21 protein-coding genes are annotated in these 23,878 nt (G+C 33.5%); all 21 read left to right on the top strand.

The annotated features are described in order from the left end of the window. Positions 1-454: 454 nt before the first annotated feature. The 21 genes from EVJ46_00985 (at position 455) to EVJ46_00885 (ending at position 23,854) form a co-directional block, all read left to right on the top strand. Positions 455-1,372, top strand: coding sequence for a hypothetical protein (locus tag EVJ46_00985; GenBank protein ID RZD16845.1), 918 nt, complete (start codon positions 455-457; stop codon positions 1,370-1,372). Positions 1,373-1,402: 30 nt separating this feature from the next. Beyond that, positions 1,403-3,961: a hypothetical protein gene (locus EVJ46_00980; protein ID RZD16844.1), complete on the top strand. Its 2,559-nt coding sequence runs from the start codon at positions 1,403-1,405 to the stop codon at positions 3,959-3,961. 296 nt (positions 3,962-4,257) lie between these two features. Continuing rightward, positions 4,258-4,821: a 4Fe-4S dicluster domain-containing protein gene (locus EVJ46_00975; GenBank protein ID RZD17436.1), complete on the top strand. Its 564-nt coding sequence runs from the start codon at positions 4,258-4,260 to the stop codon at positions 4,819-4,821. Between the two features lie 304 nt (positions 4,822-5,125). Then, on the top strand, positions 5,126-5,371 hold the full coding sequence (locus tag EVJ46_00970) for a hypothetical protein (GenBank protein RZD16843.1): 246 nt from the start codon (positions 5,126-5,128) through the stop codon (positions 5,369-5,371). 209 nt (positions 5,372-5,580) lie between these two features. Beyond that, entirely contained in the window at positions 5,581-6,876 is a 1,296-nt protein-coding gene (locus tag EVJ46_00965) for a molybdopterin molybdenumtransferase MoeA (protein ID RZD16842.1), read from the top strand. Between the two features lie 197 nt (positions 6,877-7,073). After that, positions 7,074-7,931: a radical SAM protein gene (locus tag EVJ46_00960; GenBank protein RZD16841.1), complete on the top strand. Its 858-nt coding sequence runs from the start codon at positions 7,074-7,076 to the stop codon at positions 7,929-7,931. 134 nt (positions 7,932-8,065) lie between these two features. Beyond that, positions 8,066-8,554 carry a hypothetical protein gene (locus EVJ46_00955; protein RZD16840.1) on the top strand — a complete coding sequence of 163 codons (489 nt, stop codon included), beginning with the start codon at positions 8,066-8,068 and terminating at the stop codon, positions 8,552-8,554. A 7-nt stretch (positions 8,555-8,561) separates the two neighbouring features. Continuing rightward, a complete protein-coding gene (locus tag EVJ46_00950) occupies positions 8,562-10,184 on the top strand; it encodes a hypothetical protein (protein ID RZD16839.1) in 1,623 nt (540 codons plus the stop codon). A 27-nt stretch (positions 10,185-10,211) separates the two neighbouring features. Beyond that, a complete protein-coding gene (locus tag EVJ46_00945; GenBank protein ID RZD16838.1) occupies positions 10,212-10,793 on the top strand; it encodes a hypothetical protein in 582 nt (193 codons plus the stop codon). A 126-nt stretch (positions 10,794-10,919) separates the two neighbouring features. Then, positions 10,920-12,248 (top strand): NAD(P)/FAD-dependent oxidoreductase, encoded by a 1,329-nt coding sequence (locus EVJ46_00940; protein RZD16837.1) that lies wholly within the window; start codon positions 10,920-10,922, stop codon positions 12,246-12,248. A 302-nt stretch (positions 12,249-12,550) separates the two neighbouring features. Continuing rightward, complete coding sequence (locus tag EVJ46_00935) at positions 12,551-12,757, top strand: hypothetical protein (GenBank protein RZD16836.1); 207 nt, start codon at positions 12,551-12,553, stop codon at positions 12,755-12,757. Positions 12,758-12,804: 47 nt separating this feature from the next. Next, positions 12,805-13,875, top strand: coding sequence for a tRNA-dihydrouridine synthase family protein (locus tag EVJ46_00930; protein ID RZD16835.1), 1,071 nt, complete (start codon positions 12,805-12,807; stop codon positions 13,873-13,875). 101 nt (positions 13,876-13,976) lie between these two features. Next, complete coding sequence (gene mobB, locus EVJ46_00925; GenBank protein ID RZD16834.1) at positions 13,977-14,522, top strand: molybdopterin-guanine dinucleotide biosynthesis protein B; 546 nt, start codon at positions 13,977-13,979, stop codon at positions 14,520-14,522. A gap of 163 nt (positions 14,523-14,685) precedes the next feature. Next, positions 14,686-15,921, top strand: coding sequence for a 4Fe-4S dicluster domain-containing protein (locus EVJ46_00920; GenBank protein ID RZD16833.1), 1,236 nt, complete (start codon positions 14,686-14,688; stop codon positions 15,919-15,921). Positions 15,922-16,089: 168 nt separating this feature from the next. Beyond that, positions 16,090-16,527 carry a hypothetical protein gene (locus EVJ46_00915; protein ID RZD16832.1) on the top strand — a complete coding sequence of 146 codons (438 nt, stop codon included), beginning with the start codon at positions 16,090-16,092 and terminating at the stop codon, positions 16,525-16,527. 117 nt (positions 16,528-16,644) lie between these two features. Then, positions 16,645-17,076, top strand: coding sequence for a 50S ribosomal protein L13 (locus EVJ46_00910; protein RZD16831.1), 432 nt, complete (start codon positions 16,645-16,647; stop codon positions 17,074-17,076). Between the two features lie 124 nt (positions 17,077-17,200). Then, complete coding sequence (locus EVJ46_00905; protein RZD16830.1) at positions 17,201-17,596, top strand: 30S ribosomal protein S9; 396 nt, start codon at positions 17,201-17,203, stop codon at positions 17,594-17,596. Between the two features lie 426 nt (positions 17,597-18,022). Further along, the gene (locus EVJ46_00900; GenBank protein RZD16829.1) at positions 18,023-19,225 is read left to right on the top strand and encodes an N-acetyl-gamma-glutamyl-phosphate reductase; all 1,203 of its coding nucleotides are present in this window, start codon (positions 18,023-18,025) and stop codon (positions 19,223-19,225) included. Positions 19,226-19,293: 68 nt separating this feature from the next. Further along, complete coding sequence (locus tag EVJ46_00895; protein RZD16828.1) at positions 19,294-20,973, top strand: peptide-binding protein; 1,680 nt, start codon at positions 19,294-19,296, stop codon at positions 20,971-20,973. 490 nt (positions 20,974-21,463) lie between these two features. Further along, positions 21,464-21,967 carry a cyclic pyranopterin monophosphate synthase MoaC gene (moaC, locus tag EVJ46_00890; GenBank protein RZD16827.1) on the top strand — a complete coding sequence of 168 codons (504 nt, stop codon included), beginning with the start codon at positions 21,464-21,466 and terminating at the stop codon, positions 21,965-21,967. 213 nt (positions 21,968-22,180) lie between these two features. Beyond that, complete coding sequence (locus tag EVJ46_00885; GenBank protein RZD16826.1) at positions 22,181-23,854, top strand: FAD-binding protein; 1,674 nt, start codon at positions 22,181-22,183, stop codon at positions 23,852-23,854. Positions 23,855-23,878: the final 24 nt, after the last annotated feature.

Here is a 23,878-nt window from a genome sequence, read left to right as displayed (position 1 = left end):
TCATATTTTTAAAAATTAAATTAATAAATTATGTTGCAAGCAGCATATTTTGCGTATATTTTTGCTCATATACCGATAATATTAATAATAAAATAGTTTTTTAAAAATTTTTTATGAATTTAATTTTTTGCCAAAAAAATACTTGATTTTAGATTTTAAATAAGATTATAATAATTGTTCTATAACCGTTAAAATTATCAACCGATATCTTATTGATTTTTAGACTGCAAAAAAAATAGAAAAATTAAGTTTTTTGCAATAAATAATAAATAGTAACTAGTAACTAGTAAATAGTAAATAGTAAAGAATAAATAGTAAAGAAGCAGAATAGCAGAATAATATAGCTAAATTAACTGTATCAAATTATTAAATTAACCATATTAAAATTAAATTAAATTAACTATAGATAATTATATAATTATATAATTGTATTAAAAATAAAGCAGGTTTAATTTTGAAAAAAATATTATATTATCCCGGATGCGTGGAGTCAAATAATATAAAAGCTAAAAATAAAAATCTTTATAAAATCTTTGAATTTCTGGATATAGAAGCGGAACTTCTTGAAGAATGGAATTGCTGCGGCGCAGCTCCGGGCTATTATGACCATAAATTTTTTAATAAAGTTGTTATGCCGCTTAGAAATCTGGGATTAGCACAGAGCAAAGGAGCTAAGTATTTATATACAGGTTGTCAGGTATGCAGCAAATCCATAAATAAAGCTCTTGATACCGTTAATAAAAATTCTATGTATAAAAATCAGATAGATTATAGTCTTAAGCCGTTTAAGGCTGTTCTGTCCGATACCGATACCGATAAAACCGGAGCAAAACATATTCTGGATTTAATGTTCGCCCTTAATGAGACAAATATAGAAACGAATGATTCCGGCGATATTGCAGCTGAAAATAAAACCGCAGAAAATTTTTTAAAAAAAGCAGTTAAAAATTTAAAAGGTCATTCTATATTACTCTATACAGGTTGTTACGACAATCAAGACAATATACTTCAATTAACAAAATTTTTAGAAAATCTGGGCGCGAGGGTGTCTTTATATTCTGAGTGCTGCGGCGGAGAGAAACTGCAAAATGTCACTCCGTTGAGGAATAAAAGAATAGAAAGCGCAAATGATTTAAATGAATTTTTCAAGTCAATAAATCAAAAAGCAAATGAAACCGATTCGGATTATATTTTAACAATATGTTCCATGTGTCAGCAGAATTTGATTAATGCTGTCGATATGTCGGATTTAGAATCGTTTGCGCCGATGGTTGGTTTTGAAGAGCTTATCGGATACTTGGCAGGCTTAGAGGTTGAGCTTGGCGAATATGCAAATTATGCGTTTAATTTATATTCGGAAACCGCAATTTAATTTTATTTTTAGTGTTAATTAATTAATAATATGGAGGGCAACATGGATTTTGATGAATTAGGCAAAGAAAGATTCTTGAGAGTGAAAGATAACAGGCTTATGAAAATAAAGCCCGACCATCGCCCGCAGGAATCTTCCAAAGAGCATGACACTGTTCGTTATTCCACATGTACGAATATGTGCGAGAGCGGATGCGGTCTCAAAATATTTTTAAAAAATGGCAGAATTGTCGATGTAATGGGCGATTCTGAACATCCTCAGAATAGAGGAGGTCTTTGCTCTAAAGGTGTTGGACAGATTCAGTGGTGGTATGACCCGTTAAGGGTAAACTATCCATACATGAGAAAGTCTTTGACCGATGATTTCAAACGCGTTTCGTGGGATGACGCTCTTGATTTTACGGCTGAACGGCTTATCAAACTCTATAACGAACAGGGACCAGAAGCTCTTGCTATTTTTAGAACAGGCAGGTCGTCTTTCGGTAACAAAGAGGGAGCTGCAAGGTTTGGCAAAATATTCGGCACTCCCAATGTTTACGGTCAAGGTCCAATATGCTGCGAAAGCCCAGGCGTGTCAATGAATTACGTATTTGGGGCAAAAGGTCTCGGAAGACTTATGAATCCGTCGCAGGATTGGAAAAATTCAAAATGTATTCTGCTAGTAGGAACAAATATGGCTGCACAAGAAACCATTACAATGACTCATCTTCTTGATGCACGCGATAACGGAGCTTTCTTAATAGGCGTAGACCCGCGTTTCAACGCAACGCTTTCAAAATGCGATATAGGCATGAGAATCCGCTCAGGTTCAGATGCGATATTATTTCTTGCTATGGGAAATATAATAATTCAGGAAAAACTTTACAATAAAGAATTTGTCGATAAATGGGTAACAGGTTTTGAGGAATATGCTAAAGAATGCGCAAAATGGTCTCCTGAACGCGCTGAAAAACTTACTTATATTCCTAAAGAAACAATAATTGAAGCGGCAAGAAGGTTCGGTATGGCAAGACCTGCTTCTGTTACCGGAAATTTAGGAACAGCTCAGATTTATAATTCAAACAATGTCAACAGGTCTATTGCGGCTCTTCTTGCATTAACCGGTTCTATCGGTGTGAAAGGCGGCGGCTGGAATTGGCTTCATAACTGCAGACCCCCGCTAAATTACGGGAACGACCTGCATGATATTCCATTGCCGAAAAGACCTCAAATTACCGACAAATTGATTTCGTGGGGCGATAGTTCAGTTCCGTGTATTATAAATGCGATGATGTATGAAAAACCGTATCCGGTAAAAGGTATTATCTGGAACGGAGATCATCTTCCCCAGTTTCCGAACTCGTGGAAAATGGAAGAAGCAATGAAAAGAAATATAATTAATGTGCATCTTTCCATATATCCGAATCATACCTATATGTTCAGTCATGTAGCGTTTCCGATTGCTATGTCCGTTGAAACCGACAGCATTTGTCATCACGGCAATAACAGACTTATACAATGGCATAACAAAGTAATTCCTTATCAGCATGAACATAGGGCGGATATAGACGTATTTGACGGTATTGCGAAGAGATTAAAAAATGCCGGCGTCGGTCATTTTAACGAAGTCGAATTCAATCCATGGGGCTATTATGAAGACGGTCCCGATAAAGGCAGGGTTAATGAAATACATATGACAGATTTCTTTAATGATCAGGAGCCCTTTACAAGAGGCATAAAATATGATGTTCTGAATCCTGAGAAAAATCCTAAAGGCGGACTTATGTGGCCTGTATTTTCTAAAGAAGAAGCGGTTTTTCAGGATGACGAAGCCGTTCTTCGCGGAAAATGGATAATGTATAAAGAAGGTGAAAATTATCCTGAATCAGATAAAAGATTTCCTACACCTTCCGGTAAAATTGAACTTGCTTCGGAACCTCTGGAGAAAATCGGCTGGTACAAAGTTCCTACCCAGGTTGAAGGTTCGGAATCTCCTTTAGGAAATTTTGAAAGAGCAAAAAAATATCCGCTTATTCTGAATACTACCAGAATTGCTCAATCATTTCATGAAGGCGGTCATTGGTGGCCATGGAACGATGAGCTGGAACCGGATAGAAATATCGAAATAAATCCTGCTACCGCTGCCGTTATGGGTATTGAAGACGGAGATATGGTAATAGTTGAAAATGACAGAGGCTGGGTTGAAGGTCCGGCATGGGTTACCGAAATGGTGCCTGAAGACGGAATTTGGGCTAATTTTGGTTTCGACAGATATCAGCCTTTTCATCCGTATGAGTCAATTAATACCGTTATCGATGATATTATAAAAGACCCTGTTTACGGTCAGATTCAATTCAAAGCTATTCTGTGCAGAGTATATAGAAAAGGCGATGAAGATCCGGAAGGAACTGCTAAAAACGTAGTCGAGTTTTTACAGAAGAAATTTCCTGAGGTTTGGGACCCGAAACATCAAGACAAGGATGTTATTATCGGTAAATGGAAAGACCACTGGAAAGAATATCACGAACTGAGTATCGGATGGAAAAAATTGGTTAATTTCAAAGAACCGGTAGAGTGTACGCCTGTTTCATGCGATACGAGAAAATATTAATAAATAAATATTGATTAATAAATATAATAAATATTAATTAAACTTTATTTAAATTGCATGTGCATGGATTGTTTGTTGACAATAAGGGTACCATATAATGGCATACAATGTATAATATAATTATTGTAATGTAATTAGTGATGCCCTTATTGTTAAAAATATAAAAATAATTTTAATAATTAAATTATATTATAAAGGAGTCAAATATGTCATCTGAATATGGATTTGACAGATTTCATCTTGGAGAAGAAAGAGCGGCAAGAATAACTCTTAAATCTTCAAACCCTAAATATTCTATGAAGGTTAATATTGATAGATGCATAGGGTGTATGTCTTGCGAAGTATCCTGCAAAAAAGAGCATAATCTTCCGGTTGGACCGAGAAGAATGAGAGTTATCCAGGTAGGACCATATTTTGTTAAGAAAGGTCAGCTTAAAACCGTTTATTTACCAATGAATTGTTTTCATTGCGATGATGCAGCCTGCGTTAAAGCCTGCCCTACAGGTTCAATGCAAAAAAGAACTGACGGCATAGTCTTTAACGACCCGACTACATGCATTGGATGCAAATCATGCATACATGCGTGCCCTTTCGGTTCGCCCCAGTTTAACGATGCGACCGGAAAGGTTACAAAATGCGATTATTGCAGACACAGAATAGACGAAGGATTACTGCCTGCATGCGTTACTCTCTGTTCTACGGATGCGCTCTGGTTCGGCAATATAAACAGAATTTCAACAATCGACAGAGAAAAAACCGCCCGTAAAATGACGGAACACTTCTTCGGATTTGATTTGCCGCATTCTACACAGGGCACTTCTTCCGTCGAAGATAACGATAACAGTTCCAAGGTAGGTTGATTTAATTTATTAACGATAAATTATAATTTATATATAAATTTAATGATATATAATATACATCAAGTGATATATAATATACATCTTAGTAATATATGAGGAATAAGGTGTCAGATTTTATTTTTTTGCATACGGAGTAGTTCAATTAACAAAGAAAATATTTGCAAAAAAATTAATCTGACACCTTATCCGGGTAGATAACTTTCTATTGCAGGATTAAAGTACAATAGATATATATAACAAATATTTAGTTAAATTTATTTAATAATATTTATTTAATACGTTTAATACGGAGGATTGATCAAATATGGCAAAGTTAAGTTCGGTCGGAACTATATACAATGCGCCTATCAGGGTTGACTACAATAATGGAGATTTTGATAAAGCGGAAGATACTTTAAAAAAATCAAAAATTGCGATTGTAGGAAGAAATGTTGCCAGCATCACGCCCTATCATGCGACTATCTTCGTAAATCTTGAAGACGAGGCAAATGCCAAGAAAATATTAGAGGGTGCAGGTATCAAAATGTATCCCGTAGAACCTTATTTTTAATTTTAATTGTTTATTTTGTTTATTTTCTTTTTATTTTAACTATTCACTCTTGAAGTTCAATTTGCAAGATAGTGAATGTAAAATGAAAAATATTTGTTATATCAGTAAACTTTAGACCGGCGTCGTTATAATATCTATAATAAATTATAGAAGCGATAATACGCCGGCTTTTTAATTAAAAAGATTGTAACTTAATTTACGATAAAAATATGAGCGATAAAAATAAAAAACAAGCTTCGGACCTGCTGGAACTGACGGATAAATACATACGGAGAATAACGGATAAAGAAGAAGTACCTGTTGAGAACAGTTTAGACAGGGTTCTGTCGAATGATGTCATTCCTGAAGTTGATATTCCGCCTTTTGTCAGGTCTGCCGTTGACGGTTTTGCCGTTATAGCTAGTGATTTTTCAGAAAATAAAATTACAAAATTAAAAGTTGTGCAGCAGATAACTGCCGGATTTAATAATGCTCTTAACGAAATACATCATGGCGAGGCTGCGTTTGTTACGACAGGCGCTCCGGTTCCACCTGGCGCGGATTCTGTTATTTTAATTGAAGATACCTTGGATTACTCTGGCGGATATGTATCATACGATAAAAAAGTTGAGTCAGGCTCGTATCTTTCTCCTGTCGGCGATGATATTCAATCCGGTAAAAAGCTCTATTCTAAAGGCAATAAAATCAGACTGTGCGACATAGCGGCTCTGGCTGGAATAGGATATAAAAATATATCGGTTTTTAAAAAACCGGTTATCGGAATTTTATCCGGAGGCAATGAGCTTGTACAGCCCGGCGATGAATTACAAAACAATAAAATATATGATATTAACACTACCGCTTTAAAAGCATTGATAAAAGATGCCGGAGGAATTCCGGAAGTTATAGGCGTGGTAGAGGATAATGCAGAAAGTATCGTAAATGCTCTCATATCTGCAGATAAATCCGAAAAATACAATCTGCTGATTTCAACCGGAGGAACAGGTGCAAGTTTTTTAGTTCTTGATAACAAAGAAATTACAAATTTTTACGATTTAATACCGTCCGCTATCGGCAAAGCAGGAAAATTGTGTTTTCACGGCTTAAACTTAGTTCCCGGAAAACCTACTTCATTTGGATTACTTAATAATAATACGCCCATTTTTGCTTTGGCAGGATGGCCGTATTCTGTTATAATAACCTTTGATTTATTCGTAAGACCGTTTATTCAAAAAATGACCGGTATAAATAATATTTATAAAAGATACCCTGAAATTAAAGCAATATTGAAAGAAGAGGTAACCTCGGAAAAAGGCGTTCGGAAATATTTTCAGGTTAAAATAGCCAGAGAGGAAAACGGAAAATTAACGGCTTCAGTTATTCAGCCGCCAAAACCGCCGTCCGCAGCCAGGTCACTTTCGCCGCTGATAAGGGCAAACGGAAGTTTTGCGATGGACGAGGAAACCGTGGTTATACATGCCGGTGAAGAGGTCGCGGTTACTTTAAATGATTATAATATTTTTTAACTAATCTATTTATTCTTGATGCTTTAGATATATCCGCTTCTATGAAAGTCTTAAATGATTATAATATTTTTTAACTAATCTATTTCTATTGCAGATATTTGTTTTAAAGCTCTTTGACATGTTTCAGTAATAGGGAGTATGTCAATTAATTTGATATTAATGCAATTTATTTTTTAATTTTGACTTAAATCTAAAATATGAAAAATTATTTGTTTAATTATTACGAAGGTGCATTTCCTGTTAACGAAGAATTAGATGATTACGACGCAGACAAGGATTTTACAATTAATTCGTTAAGGATTTCATTGACGGGAGAGTGCAACGAAGACTGCCTGTATTGCCATAACGAAGGAATTTCTAAATCTTCAAAGCATAGTATTGAAATTGAAAATATCATCAGCACAATTTATTCATTGAAGGAATTTGGCCTTAAAAAAGTAAAATTGACCGGAGGAGAGCCTTTTCTCTATAAAAAAATAAAACAGCTTATTTATGCCATAAAACAAATAGGCGATATAGACATATTTATAACTACCAACGGAACCTTAATCGATAGAAGAATTGATGAAATAAGTCCATCGCTTATTAAAAAAATTTCAATAAGCTTAGATACGCTTGATGAAGAAAAATATAGGCTGCTCACTGGAAAAAACTATTACAGTAAAGTTATAAAAGGATTAGAGACCTTACGCGAAAAAAATTTTAATATAGAAATTGATTCCGTTCTGCTAAAATCAATAAATACAAATAAAAAAGACCTGCTTAAAATAATTGATTTCTGCAGTTTAAATAATTTTAATTTGCAATTTATAGAATTATCCGAGGCGGGAAATTTAAACGTTTACAAAAAATATTACGCTGAGCCGATAAACGTTTTAAAAAAAATAGGACTTGATTTTAATATAGACAGATATAATGACAGAAAAAAAATTAAATATAAGGGAATAAACATCACCCTTTGCCGCAGCATTAAAGACGTTTGCTTATCGTCAAACGGAAGATGCTCAGGGCTTAGAATGCTTCCCGACGGACAGCTGACCGATTTTAACTATTAGCATTAATTTAGCTTAATTTAGAATTAATAAATTAATTAATTATTTAAAGATATACGGAAAAGGTGTCTGACACCTTTTCCGTATAGAGTCATATTAAAAAGAGACATATTAAAAATTAAAGAGGGGACGGTTTTATGATAGTCGAATTGTTGGGAAGAGAAGCAGGATTAACATTTGAATGTATGCATATTGTTCCGGGAAGAGGAGACTGTTCAAGAATTCATCCGCATTTTCACTACATAGACGTCTCTGTGGACGGGGAATTTGACGATAAAAGAAGAATTGTTCATCTGTATAATCTAAAAGCTATAATAGCCAGACTATGTTCAACTTTTGAAGACAAAATATTATTGGCTGACTACCCTGAATCAATTCAAAAAATTACAGATAAACAAACGCACTATCATATAGAAATTAATAATAAATATTATCTGATTCCAAAATCTGATATATTCAGAATAAATATTCCGTCTCTAAACATAGAAGATCTTGCGGTTTATTGTATTGACCAGCTTATTACAGATATTAAAAACGACGACGCATTTGCATCGCTTAATTATATAGAAGTTGTTTTAAGCGAAGGTCACGGACAGAGAGGAAAAATTAAAAAAAATTTAAGATAAATAATTAATGGACAATATAAGCTGTTTAATATTGGCGGGCGGACAGTCAAAAAGATTCGGAGAAAACAAAGCCCTTTATGTATTTGATGGGAAGTCTCTTTTTGAAAGAGTTTTGGAAACGGCTTTGAAAGTTGCAGACGATATAATAATTTCAGTAAGGAACATAAATAATTTAGATGAATTCCGCTGTGCGTTAATCGCTATTTTAAACAAAATCTATAGCGGTTCAGATTTTGCAATAAATTGCAAATCGAACGTCAGATATAAAAAAGAATTGGTTGAAATTGCGGTTGCTATACAGAATGCGCAGGATATACAGCTTGATAATTATATAATAGACGGTAATATCAACCGTAATTGCGGTAAAATAAAAAATGATTTAAAAAATAAAAAAATACACGCTGATAAAGATGCTGATAAAAATAATCGCCATGTTAATCGGCATAACAATAAAAAATATTTAAATTTCAAAATAATAGCCGATGCCGATGATAAAAATAGCAGATTGGCAGGACCGTTAAAAGGCATTTTCAGCTGTTTTAATTATCTAAAAAATGATTATGTTTTGTTGTTAGAATGCGACGCGCCTTTTTTTAATTTTGACTGTGCTAACATTCTAATAAATAAGATACAAAACGGAGAAGGCGGTAATTATAAAAATTTCGATGCTGTAGTGCCTATGTGGTCAGATTCTACAATAGAGCCGCTTCTTGCATGCTATAATAGAAAAAAAACGTTAAGCATTTTATCAATGCTAAACAGTTATGCTTTAAATTTGGCAAATTACGACGATTTTATTTATAACGATGCAATAAATATTGCAAGATTTATCGGCAGGGTTTATTATTTTTATATAAATGATATAATTAAAGAAAATAATCGGATAAAATCTGAATACTTTCGCAATATTAATGACAAAGACAGTTTAATCGGTATTCTGAAACAATTAAATTGCGAAAATACATCAGGTAATACCGATAAGGGTGAAAGTAACGGAACTGTTAACAGCATCAATGTAAATATTGTCAACAGCGTCAATTTAGACGAGATAAAATCAGAGTCTAAAACAAAGGATAAAAATAAAAATCAATATAAATATAAAGATGACTGTAAAGATAGGGGTAAATATAAATACAAAGATAAATATAAGAAGGATACAGAACATAAAAAAAGCATAATAGCAGTTAAAAGGAATAATTTTCTTATATTATCAGGTAAGCTGAACCGTAAAAAAAATCTGGCTGAAGATATACATAACGGCAAATTAGCTAAGCCTTACGGTTATTTAGCTAATCAATTATATTATTTAAAACTTTACAGCAAAAATAAAAAGGATATTAATAACAGTAAAAATATCGGCAATAATAATAATGATAATTATAGAGAGAATATAATAAATAACCATATAATAAATAACAATATAATAAATGACATAAATAACTACGACGGAAATAATAACAAAAATATTAACGAAAATAATAATAAAAACAATGCCGATAAAATCGATAAAATATATTTAAAAAAACTTATCTTTTATTTAAATAAAGAAAAAAATTTTTATTTAAATAAAAATTTATTTTTTATTGCAGCTAAAATTCAAAAAGCTATAAATTTTTACAAAAAATTATAATAAAATTATATTTCTGGAGACATTGAAATGGAAAAAAATATGAAGAGTATAAAACTTACAAACCTTGAAGAGGACCTTAAAAAAAATCAGATAGAAATAATGCTTTACCCTTCAAAATGTGACGGATGCGAAGGGCAGGAGTATAAATCATGCGTTCAGGCCTGCGAAACTCATATGAAGGAAAAATACGGAAAGTATAACACCGCAAGAATTAATATAAAATCTAAAGGAAATAAATTTTTTCCTATTTTATGCCATAATTGCGAAGAAGCCCCGTGCGTTGATGCATGTATGCCAGGCGCAAGGTATAGGGATATTGAAAACGGCTGGACTTTGACAAACTACAAAAAATGCGTGGGATGCTGGATGTGCGTCATGGTTTGTCCGTTCGGCGCAATAGAACGGGTTGGCAAAGACCACTATGCTTCAAAATGCGACGGGTGCATTGATGAAGATACGCCAAAATGCGTAGAAGCGTGTAAAAAAGGAGCTTTAAAGAAAACAGGCATTAAAAATTATTCATATGAAAGAAGGTTGATGATTGCAAATAAATTATACGGACCGCATTTAAAAATTAATTATAACCGTTATAAGAATAATAATCGCTAAAAAAGAACAGATAAAGCAGGACGGTATTTATAAACCAAGCTGCCGTCCGTTATAGAATAGATATAAAATTGCTTTATTTATATATTGTTTGTCAAATTAATATAAATTACGGAGAAGGGGATAAAAATGAGATATGTAATAATCGGTAATTCTTATTCAGGTCTTTCATGCGCCGATGCGATAAGAAGATTTGATAAAACTGGAGAGATTACGATAATATCCGACGAATCATATAAGGCATATGCAAGACCTTTGATTTCATATTATCTGGAAGGTAAAACAACAGACGAAACTATATGGTATAAAGATGATGATTATTACGAAAAAAATAATTATAAAACATTATTCGGAAAAAAAGTTGTATCGGTAAACACGGCAGATAAAAAAGTAGTGCTGGACGACAATGAGTCTATTGAATACGATAAGTTATTTATTGGACCTGGAGGCGTCCCGTTTGTGCCGCCGATAGATGGATTTAACGCAGAATCCCCAATGATGGGAACTTTTACTAAATTTGATGATGCAAAAAAAATGGAAAGAGGCGCAAAATTAGCTAAACATAAAGAGGCTATAGTTATAGGCGGCGGATTGATAGGTCTGAAAGCATCGGAAGGTTTGAGAGCTCTTGATATGCACGTTACAATAGCAGAACTTCTTCCGCGTGTCTTAGGTTTGGCGCTTGATGAAATATCAGGCGGCATAACGGCAAAAAAACTGAACGAAAACGGCATTGACACGGCAACTAACGACACCGTTACCAAAATTAACGTAGATGAGGCTGGCAATCCTACCAGCGTTATAATGAAAAGCGGCAGGGAGCTTGTTGCAGATATCGTTATTGTGGCAATAGGCGTAAGACCGAACATAGGTTTTCTTGAAGGCAGCGGTATTACAATTGACAGAGGAATAATAGTAGATAAAACCATGATGACCAATATTAAAGATGTATATGCCGGCGGCGACGCTATAGTATCGTATGATATTTTAAATAAAAAACCCAATATAATAGCTATAGTTCCTCTTGCCTGTGAACAGGGAAGAATTGCCGGCACAAATATGGCTGGAGTATATAGAGAATATTACGGCGGCATGGGACTTAATTCAGTCGAGATATACGGACTGCCTATTATAACCATAGGGCTTACTAATCCAAACGATCCATCGCAAACCGTGTTTGTTCATCAGGAAGGCGAATCTATTTACAGAAAATTAGTTTATGACGGTCAAGTTCTTGTAGGAGCAATACTTTTAGGCGATGTTGCAGGAGCAGGCATATTATCGGCTATAATAAGGCAGGGACAAAAATGTTTAAAATATAAAGATGAATTCTTAAAAGGCAACATATACTCGTTTGTTATAGATAACGAGTTTGAAGTATATAATATTAATGAAGGCTATGCCATAAGAGGCGATTTTGAGGATCTTCCCCAGTTTTCAAGATCTAACTGGAGGTAAGAGGCAAGAGATATTTATGCTTTTAAGGTCTAACTGTATATTAATATATATAAGAGACAATAACTAACTATAAAGAAATGAGAAAATTTTAACATATACATATACATATACATATAAATATACATATATACATATAAATATATATATAACATATATAAGATGATTAGTGAAATTCTCTCTTTTTTAAAACAGAGATGAAAGATTTTTATGGAATTTAAGTAAAGTTTATACAAGATTTATATAAAATTTACATAAAATATATTAATATTATATATTTAAAGTAATTAAAGAAGGCTAAAAATATGAATAATGAAGGCGACAGCAATATAATTCAGCAGCTGCTTATAGAAATTGAAAGCATACCTGAAGAGAATTTTGACGCATGGTATGAAAAAAAAAGAAAAATATTTAATGTGGGCGCTAAAAGGAAACCGACGAAGCAGGAATTTATTAAGTATTTAAATTATGCGTCGGCAATTTTTCCTGATGATAAAATTTGTAACGGCTAACGGCTGATTAATAAAATTAGCAAATAATTATCTAATTATGTAAAATTATGAATAACCAGATTATAGGGGATTGCATTTTAGCCCCTATGGCGGGAATTACAGGCTATCCTTTTAGAAAAATAGCCTTGAAGTATGGTGCATCATTTTGTTTTACGGAAATGGTAAGCGCTATCGGCTATATAAAGAACGATAAAACTACGCTGGAATTAACATATTCCGGTTTGCATACGGCAAACACAGGGATTCAACTTTTCGGTTCAGACCCGTATATCATGGGTTTAGCTGCAAAAAAGGCAATTCAGTCCGGGTTTAAAGCAATAGATATAAATTTTGGATGTCCTGCTAAAAAGGTTATAAAAACAGGGGCAGGAAGCGCGGCATTAAAAGATTTAGATAAATTTAAGGCAATTATTGCCGAAGTAAAGAATAATATCGGAAACGATAACCTTTTAACTATAAAACTACGCAGCGGATTCGACGAAAGTTCCAAAAATTATCTCGAATCCTGTAAAATAGCCGAAAAAGAAGGCGTAGATTCTATTTCTTTTCATCCGAGAACTAGAGCTCAAATGTTTTCCGGAAAAGCTGACCATAGTTTGACTGCACTGTTAAAAAAAAACATTTCCATACCTGTTTACGCAACAGGTGATATTTTTGATATACACTCCGCAAAAAATATTAAAGAAAGTACTGCTGCCGACGGTATTATGTTTGCCAGAGGAGCCATAGGCAAACCATGGATTTTTCAAGATTTCATAAACTATTCGGAACTGCACTCCCAGTTAAATAAATTAACTGATGCAGATAATTTAAATAATTTAAATAATTTAAATAAGTTAAATAGCATAGAAAATTTAAATTACTGCGAAGATGAAGATAAAGATGAAGATGAAGATGAAGATAAGCTGCATAAATTGGATAATTTAGATAAACTCATAGAACTCTTTGAAGAGATGCTCGCATTTTATGGAGAAAAAAGAGCAGCTAATTTAATAAAACCTCATCTGTATAATTTTTTAACAGGATTTGATAATGCAAAAATATTTAGACTTGAAGTTAACAATGCGAGAAATTATTGTGATATAATAAAATCCTTTAATAATATAAAAAAGATTTAGCATAAAAAACTATTGAAAAATTTTTACATAATTGTTAAAAGACTATTGATGGCTGCATTTTAATATAATATATAATAAATAACCTATAAGATATAACAGGCATGAAAAATAATTCAGAGCGCAAACCTTTCGCAGTTTCATTTCTTGCAAAATCTGGCACAGGAAAAACAACCCTTATAGAAAAACTGATACGCATATTCGCTGAAAAAAATTACAGAGTTTCTTCTATAAAACATACCGACCATAAATTTGAAGCGGATATTAAGGGAAAAGATTCATGGCGGCATAAACATGCCGGAGCGTTTTCCACGATGCTTTTATCCGATGATTCTATGGCTTTTTTTAGCGATATTAAAAAAAATGAAAATATTAACATGATAGACAATTTAATTAATAAATTTTTTAATGACGCCGATATTTTAATAGTAGAAGGTTTCAGAGATATTACGATTCCTAAAGTTGAACTTTTCAGAAAGGAATTGAACCCTGAATTGCGTTTAAAATACACAGACGATGCAAATTGTATCTTGGTTTGCGGAGATGTTGCGATAAATAATCTGAAAATACCGCAGATTGATATAAATCAACCTGATAAAATAGCTATTTTTTTAGAGAAGTTTATAAAAAATAAGAAGGAAAAGCAGTAAAATAAATAATAGAATTGTCTGGGACGGACGCTATTTTTTTTGCTGTTTTTCTATTTTTAAGGAAAAGGTGTCAGACACCTTTTCCAAGTAAGACACCTTTTCCAAGTAGATACCTTTCTATTGCAGGATTAAGGATAAATAGTTAGACATAAATAGTTCACCTATGAATTTATTAAGAATAATCGATAAAATTATAAGCGGCAGCGAAAACGGCAATAAAATTTTAATTAATGAATATTATTGCACAAGGCTCAGAAGCCCCATGTCAAGCTGCTATGTATGTATAAATAAATGCCCTGAACAGGCTATAGAAATAAATGATTCTGCAATTAAAATATCGGATAAATGTTCTCTATGCAAACTATGCATAAATATTTGCCCCAATTATGTTTTTGATTTAAAAGAAGGAACAGACATATCGGACAAAGTTCTAATGTACCAAAATAGCGCATATTATTTTTGCAGTATGGTCAATTCTAATCTTAAGTCAAATATCGGCAGAATTGTATCATGTATTAACGAAGTTGACGATGCTGATATAATAAAACATCTTAACGATGCCGATGATATTAATTTTGTTACCGCCGGCTGCGAAGATTGCAGATATAATTTTTTTTATAAAAGGAAAATGAAAGCAATAAACCGTATTTTAAACGGTTTGACGGATGCGGAAGGTAATAATATAAACATAGCGGAAAAAATTAAGTTTATTGATCATAATAAATTTGATTTTTCTTGTATTATTAATAATAATGAAAAAGAAAGCAAAAAAATAAAAAGTATTGCTGTTTCTATGACCGGTTCCGATAATGATAATTATAATGATAATTATGATGATAATAATAATGACAATATTAATGATAATGCTGCCGCTGTTTCAAATATGCTTGCAAATACGCGGATGGAGTCCGGCAATATAAATAATTCAACTGATGAATATTCGCAAAGAAGGTTGTTTTTTCGGGAAATGAGCAAAACTATAAAAGAAAATGCCGTAAAGTTAGCAAAAAATTTTCCATTGGAAGAATTACCATTTAATGAATTTTTTTTATCAAATGAGGACAAAAATCTAAATAAGCTTTTTTTTAAAAAAAGATTTAAACTGTTTAATTTTATAAAATGCAATCCTGATTGTTTAGATCTGCTGGATATCAGATTGCCGTCAATAAATAGAAATTGTCTGCTTTGCGCTAATTGCTGGGAATTTTGTCCAACCGGCGCATTAACGTATAATAATAATGATGAAGCCGGCGCCGTTATACTTGACCCTTATCTATGCACTGGATGCAGATTATGCAAAGACCTTTGCAGTTTTGGAGCGGTGAAAATGGTGAAACCGGCGGGTTTAAAAGATATTTCGTCAAAAAAGGTTTTATTTAAGAAACTAACGTTTGATTGATTATTTATTTAATCAATTAATTAAATAAATAAATTAATTAAATATATAATAGATTAATTATGCCAGTAGATTATTAATTAATAACTTAATAACTTAATAAACTATCAATAGATTAATAGATTGCATATATTGTGATGACGGTTGATATTATTGCTGCAATAATAATTTATGAAAAATAAAAATTATATAAAAAAAATTATACTGGCGGCGGCTATTTTTATAATTATTTTAACGGTAAGCGCCTGCAGTAAAAAATTAAGCGGCAAAAAATCCGGTTCTGCTTTAAAAAAACAGATACAGACGAAGAAATATAATTTTTTAGTTTCTACAAAGCGCAGCATAAAAGGCAAAATAATTGCAAAAGACTACGGAACATACTGCCGGACTTTTAAATATTCAGGAACGTTTCAATATTTGCAGATAAATAAAAAGATAAATGAAATTATTAAACCTGAAGCCGAAAAGGTAGGCGCAAACGCTTACTTAAATATGATTATGACTTCTTCATATCATGCAGAGCGGAGTTCTAAACACCCGGCATATAGCGTCCATGTCTGTGGAGAATTGGTTAAATTAAATATCTCAAAAAGAAAAAAAATAAAATAAAATAATACGTTGCATTGCAAGAAATGATTAAAATACGAAAGACTGATTAAAAAAAAGTTCTTGACAAAAAATTAATATTATAAGAAAATAACTAATTATCTTATATTGGAGGAACAAATGTCTAAAAGCAGTGACGATATTTCAAATAATTGGATTTTAATTGACGCTAAAGATGTCAGCTTAGGGAGGCTTGCAAGTTTTATCGCCAATAAATTAATGGGCAAGGACAAAGCAGACTATGCACCTTATGCCAATAAGGGAGATTCCATAGTTGTCATTAATAGCGCAAAAGCTAAAATTACAGGAAAAAAATTAACGGACAAGCAATATTATTTTCATAGCGGATATCCGGGCGGTTTAAAAACATTTAATTATAAAGATATGCTGCATAAAGACGCGACTTTTCCGGTTTACCATGCCGTTAAAGGAATGCTGCCGAAGAACAAGCTTGCTGATGTTTTAATTAAAAAATTAAAAATTTATGCAGACGAAAATCATCCGCATATTGCGCAGAATCCCGTTGCGGTTGACATAAAAACGATGATTTAAATTATACTATACGTACGCAGTATTAAGGTATGTAATTTTATATACTAAAATACGCAGATTTATGAAAAAATAGGATAAATTAAAATAAATTAATTAAGTAATAAAATACGGAGTAATTTGGAATATGGCTAAAAAAAATATATTGCAGGCAGCCGGAAAACGTAAAACCTCTATTGCTAGGGTTTTGTTCAAGGAAGGCAAGGGAAAGATAACAATAAACGGAAGAGATTTTAATGATTATTTCCCTATTGAAAATCAGAGGGTCATGGCGGTTAAATCGCTTGCATTTTTTCCTATTGAAGACAAGTATGATGTTTTTGTCAATGTCAGAGGCGGCGGTCTTAACGGTCAGGCAGGCGCAATTAAGCTTGCAATCGCTCATTTATTGCTTCTGCTAAATCCTGAATTGAAAACTACCCTGTCGAAAGCAGGTATGCTTACAAGAGATTCAAGGATTAAGGAAAGGAAGAAGTACGGTCAAAAGGGAGCAAGAGCGAGATTTCAATTTTCAAAAAGATAATTGTAAGAATAATTATTATTGCTATTTCTATTATTATTCTTTAGTTATAAAAGTAGAATACTTTATAGAAGTACGATATAAATATATTATAAACCAGAAATTTACTCCGATTATTATGGGTTGTTTCTGGTTTTTTTTATTTTTAATCCAACTTCACCATAATTATCAGCAACACATTGGTATTACTATATTTATGTGGCAATAAAATGTCTATGGGGACTAAAAATAAAAAATATAATGTAATAATATCAATGGGTTATAATTTTAGAATAATAAAAGCGGTGAAGTGGTAAAATGATGAAGTTGGGTTAATTGTATGTTTTAGCAAGTAGTCCACTCCGAAAAAAAGTGTTGTAGTGCGAGGGCAGTTTGAGAATACACTAATTATTACATTATTATAAATTATATATTATAAATTATATAAACATGATTAAAGTATCTATTGTCGGCGCTTCAGGATATAGCGGAATTTATCTGGCTTATACGCTTCTGCTAAGAAAAGATGTCGAGCTGGTTCATATTACGTCTCAGAGCAATGCAGGCAAAGAAATATCTGAAGTATTCCCTTCATTTAGTAAGATGAACGGATGCGGATGTTCGGTTAATTTTGAAAAATTAGACGAAAAGCTTATAGCTGCTTCGAGCGATGTTGTTTTCTTATGTCTGCCTCACGGAAAAAGCTCTTCAATCGTGTCTTCTATTTTAAAGCTCAATCCGTTAATTAAAATAATAGATATAGGGGCGGACTTTCGTTTTGACAGATTAGAAAACTACGAGCTAAATTATGAAAAACATGCAGCGCCTGACCTGAATAAATATTTTGTCTATGGGTTGGCAGACGTTTATGAAGATAAAATTAAAGGAGTTCAGTTTGTTTCAAATCCCGGATGTTATCCGACCGGCGCTCTTTTACCGCTATTGCCTCTCATAAAGGCAGGAATTATAAATTTTAATAGCCCTGTTATTATTGATTCTAAATCCGGCATTTCAGGAGCCGGCAGAAGCAGCGCTAATATATCGAATCTATTCTGCGAAGCTCAAAATTCCGTGAGAGCTTATAATTTATGGAAACATCGGCATCTTCCTGAAATTAAAGAAAAGATCTGCAACGAAATGCTTACGGGCGGGTATAAATCTGCGTGCGGTAACGGTAAGTCTGATGGTTATAAGCCTTCCATATATGATGAACCTGCGTATCTGCATAAGCACGAAGCCGAACCTGCGGAAATTCAACGGAAATATGAACAGACGCACAGTGAGGAAAATTATCCAGAAATAATTTTTACTCCGCATATTATACCGGTGATACGCGGAATACTAACAACAATCTATATTAAGTTAAATAGCATCGCTATCAGCGAAAATGCAATTGAAGATATATACAATAATTTTTATAAAAACAGCCCCTTTGTTGTTTTGCTGAAAAACGGTATTCTGCCTGACATTAAAAATGTAATTTATTCAAATGTCTGTCATATATCTTTTTCAAAAAACGGCGCATATCTCATATTAGTCAGCGCTATAGACAATTTGGGAAAAGGCGCTTCTCTGCAGGCTGTACAGAATATGAATCTTATGTTCGGGCTGCCGGCGGATTATGAAATACGCGATTTTACGCCTTATCCGTAAATCGTAGGCAGGCGCAGATATCTTTTGAATTTTTGTTATTTTTTATTTATCGTTGATTATTATTCATTATGACTACACTCCGTAAAATATCTTTTAAATTTTTATCCGCGCTATTTATTTTAATATCTATAGCAGTTTTAAGCGGATGCGCAGCTTCAGGCAAAAAAAACGTATATGCGCATAGTAATCATAATCATAGTGTTAACAATATAAATTATGCCGGAAGTATAAATAGCAATTTTAATAAAAATAATAGCGTACTTATAATAGGATTGTCAGCCGACGCCACAAATCTTATAGGCAATATGGCGGCGGACGCGCCTACGGCAGAGGTTACATCTCAAATATATGACGGGTTAGTCAGGTACAACAGGAATTTAAAAATAGTTCCCGACTTAGCCAAATCATGGAAAATTACAAACGGCGGCAGGACTATTACATTTAAACTGCGCCGTCATGTATTATGGCAGGACGGACACCCGTTTACCGCAAGGGATGTTTTGTTTACATATCATCTTATGATAAACCCTAAAACGCCGACCCCGTATTCCGCGGATTATCTTAAAGTTGAAAAAGCGCGCACTATAGGAAAATATATTTTTCAGGTTACTTATAAAAAGCCTTATGCGCCTGCTCTTTCAAGCTGGGGATTAAGCATACTGCCGCGTTTTCTTCTGAAAGGCAAGAATTTACTGACTACCAGACTGAGAAGCCATCCTGTTGGAACCGGTCCTTACGAATTTTACAAATGGATTCACGGCTACGAAATTATTTTAAAGGCTAATCCTCATTATTTTATGGGAGCGCCCCATATAAAAGAGATAATATACAGAATAGTGCCGGATTCTTCTTCCATGTTTTTAATGCTGAAATCAAACGGTATAGATTATATGGGGTTGACCCCTATACAGTATAAGTTTGAATCGAAAGGAAAAAATTTTATTAAAAAATTCAAAAAATATATTCATCCGTCTCTAAGTTTTACTTTTTTAGGATACAATATTCTCGATAAATTATTTAAAAAACGTAAAGTCAGACAGGCGCTCAGCTATGCAATCAACAAGCAGGAAATAATAAAAGGGGCGCTGCTCGGTTTAGGAAGACATTGTTACGGACCTTATATGCCGGGAACTTATTACTACAACGGAAACGTGAAAAAATATAGGTACAATCCCGAAAAGGCACTTAGGCTATTAAAACAGAACGGCTGGAATCTGGTTGACGGTCGGCTTATTAAAAACGGCAAACGGTTTAAATTTACAATATTAACGCCGCAGGGAAATCCAGAAAGACTTTCGGCTGCCGAAATTATGCAGCAAAATTTAAAAAAAATAGGTATTAAAGTAGATATCAGGGTAATGGAATGGACATCGCTTATTTCTGAATTTATAATGAAAAAAAATTTTCAGGCTGTTTTGCTGGGTTTTACAATTACTCCCGACCCTGCAGACGCTTCTTCTATATTTTCAGGAAACGATATTGTTCCTAAGGGTCTAAACTTTACTTCGTTTAACAATGCGCAGATTAATAAACTTTTTATAAAGGCGAGAAGCACTTTTAATTTGAAAATACAAAAAAAATATTATTTTGCAATACAGCGTCTATTGGCAGAAGATTGCCCTTATACGTTCTTATATATTCCAGAAGCAATGCCGGTCGTTAAATCCACCGTCGGAGGAATTAAGCCTGCGCCTGCCGGAATAGGATATGACATACGGCGCTGGTTTGTTAATGAAAAAATTTCTTGACATTGTATATTTACAATGTAAAAATGTAAGATAATACGTTATATCAAAAATAACATAACGATAAAAATATTAAATCGGATATTAAAGTTTTGCTTTAATCTTGCAATAGAAAGTTATCTTTTGCTTAACCCAACTTCACCATAATTATCAGCAACACATTGATAGCATTATATTTATGGAGTAATAAAAATGTCTATGAGGACTACAAAATAAAAAATAAAATATAATAATATCAATTGGTTATAATTTTAGAATGATAAAAGTGGTGAAGTTGGGTTAACTGAGCAAAGAACTGCATAAATATTTTCTATTGCAGGAGTAAGGTTTTGCTAAATCCTTGATTTTTATTTTGTTTATGATATAATCTACCAGCACATAGAGAGTTGTTGTCAGAGTGTAGTCAGTTAACAGTTAATTAATATAATTTAGGCAATTAATATAATCAATATAATATAATGAATATAATGAACGGATTGAAATCTAAAGAAAAATGAACGGATTAAAATCAGAAGAAAAAAAATTGACTCACTTAGATGAAAACGGTATGCCAACTATGGTCGATGTTTCGTCTAAAACCGAAACTGTCAGAATTGCTACTGCTGCCGCCAGCGTATATATGTCGCAGGACGCGTTTGAGCTTGCAATAACAGGGGAAGGTAAAAAAGGGGATGTTTTTTCTACCGCTAAGATTGCAGGAATTATGGCTGCAAAAAAAACATCGGAGCTTATTCCTTTATGCCATCCTTTAAATATCGAAAATTGCGATATAATATTTGAGCCCGTTAAATCCAAAAATTGCATAAATATTAAATCAATAGTAAAAATTTCCGGAAAAACCGGCGTAGAAATGGAAAGTCTTACGGCTGTTTCCGTAGCAGCTCTTACCATTTATGATATGCTTAAGGCTGTTGATAAATCTATCAGGATAACCGATATTTATCTGCTGAGGAAAGAAGGCGGGAAAAGCGGAATATATGAATACGCTAAAAAATAATATATTAATTATTTAATTATCACATATATTAATTATAAAATATCTTAGCATTTATGAAATTGAATTATATAATTAAAAGTTGAAATATTTTTATATTAATTGCCTTTCTTATTTTTTTATTGAATATTGTAATAAAATTATTGTAAAATATTAAGAATTTAGAAAAATAATTATAACTTGCTAAAAAAAAGAATAAAAAACAGAGGACTGTAAATGCTTAAACATGATGTTATTATAGTTGGTGCGGGACTTGCAGGGCTGAGGGCATGCGTCGAACTCAGAAAAAGAGGCGTAGACGCAGTAATAGTAAGTAAAGTATATCCTACAAGGTCGCACTCCGGTGCTGCTCAGGGCGGGGTTAATGCCGCTTTTGACGAAAATGATTCGTGGGAATCGCATTTTTTTGACACCGTCAAAGGCAGCGACTATATAGGCGACCAGGACGCTATTGAAATATTAACGAGCGAAGCTCCGGGCAATATACTTGAATTACAAAAAATGGGAGTAGTATTTAACAGAAATGATAGAGGCGGTATTGCGCAAAGACCGTTCGGAGGGCAAAGCTTTCCAAGGTCATGCTATTATGCCGATGCCGTAGGACATATGATGCTTCACGGATTGTTTGATAATGTTCTTAAATATAATACGAAAATTCTATATGAATATTTTGTCACAAGTTTGGTTGTAGATAACGGAAAAATAAGCGGAGTAGTTGCTTATGATATAAGAGAGGGAAGGTTTCACGGTATTGCTGCAAAGTCTGTCTTATTCGCAACGGGCGGATACGGTCAGGTGTATTCATCCAATACAAACGCTTTAATAAATACAGGCGACGGCATGTCGGTTGCTATCAGAGCTGATGTTCCTCTTATGGACATGGAATTTGTCCAGTTTCATCCTACAACCCTTAAAAGTACGGGTATTCTTGTTACGGAAGGAGCAAGAGGCGAAGGAGCTTATCTTCTAAATTCGCTTGGAGTCAGATTTATGTCTAAATATGCTCCTAAAGCAATGGAATTAGCCCCGCGTGATGTCGTGGCAAGAGCCGAACAGACGGAAATTAATGAAGGAAGAGGCATTGACGGAGCCATATTGCTTGACGTTCGTCATCTGGGGAAAGAAAAAATAATGGAAAAATTGCCGCAGATTATGCAGCTTTCAATTGATTTTGAGGGAGTCAACCCCATTTACGAGCCGATACCTATCAGACCCGGAGTTCATTATTCTATGGGCGGTATTAAAACAGACAACAACGGCAGAACAACGGTAGAGGGTTTTTATTCTGCTGGAGAATCCGCCTGCGTCAGCGTTCACGGCGCAAACAGATTGGGCGGAAATTCGCTTTTAGATACTATAGTTTTTGGACGGCGGGCAGGAATAGACATGGCAGAATATATTAAAAATGTTGATTTTGGCAAGTTTGACGAATCTGCAGTGAGAAGGGACGAAGAGATATTTGAAAACATTAAGAAATCAGCTGGCAAGGAAAGACACGGTTTGCTTAAAGCAGAACTGCAGGAGGATATGCGCAAAAACGTAGGCGTGTTCAGGGAAGAATCTCTTATGAAAAAAGCTATAGAAAAGATAGAAGAGCTTAAAGAACGCGCAAAAAATATCGGAGTTGACGATAAATCGCATCTTTTCAATACGGATATCGTAGAAGCATTTGAATTTAAAAATATATTGCTTATAGCAGAAATTATAGCCAGAGGCGCCATAATGAGGCAGGAGTCCAGAGGAGCCCATTATAGAAATGACTTTCCCGAAAGAGACGATGATAAATGGCTTAAACATACAATAGCAAAATTAAATGCAAGCGGCGGAATTGATTTTGATTTCAGTCCTGTAAAAATTACAAAGTTCAAACCGCAGCCGAGAACGTATTAACAGGTTATAAAAAAAAATTCGAGT

Origin of the sequence: Candidatus Acididesulfobacter guangdongensis, from assembly GCA_004195045.1 — a bacterium.
GTDB classification, from domain to species: Bacteria; SZUA-79; SZUA-79; order Acidulodesulfobacterales; family Acidulodesulfobacteraceae; genus Acididesulfobacter; species Acididesulfobacter guangdongensis.
This window is presented reverse-complemented; position numbering and strand designations above follow the sequence as displayed.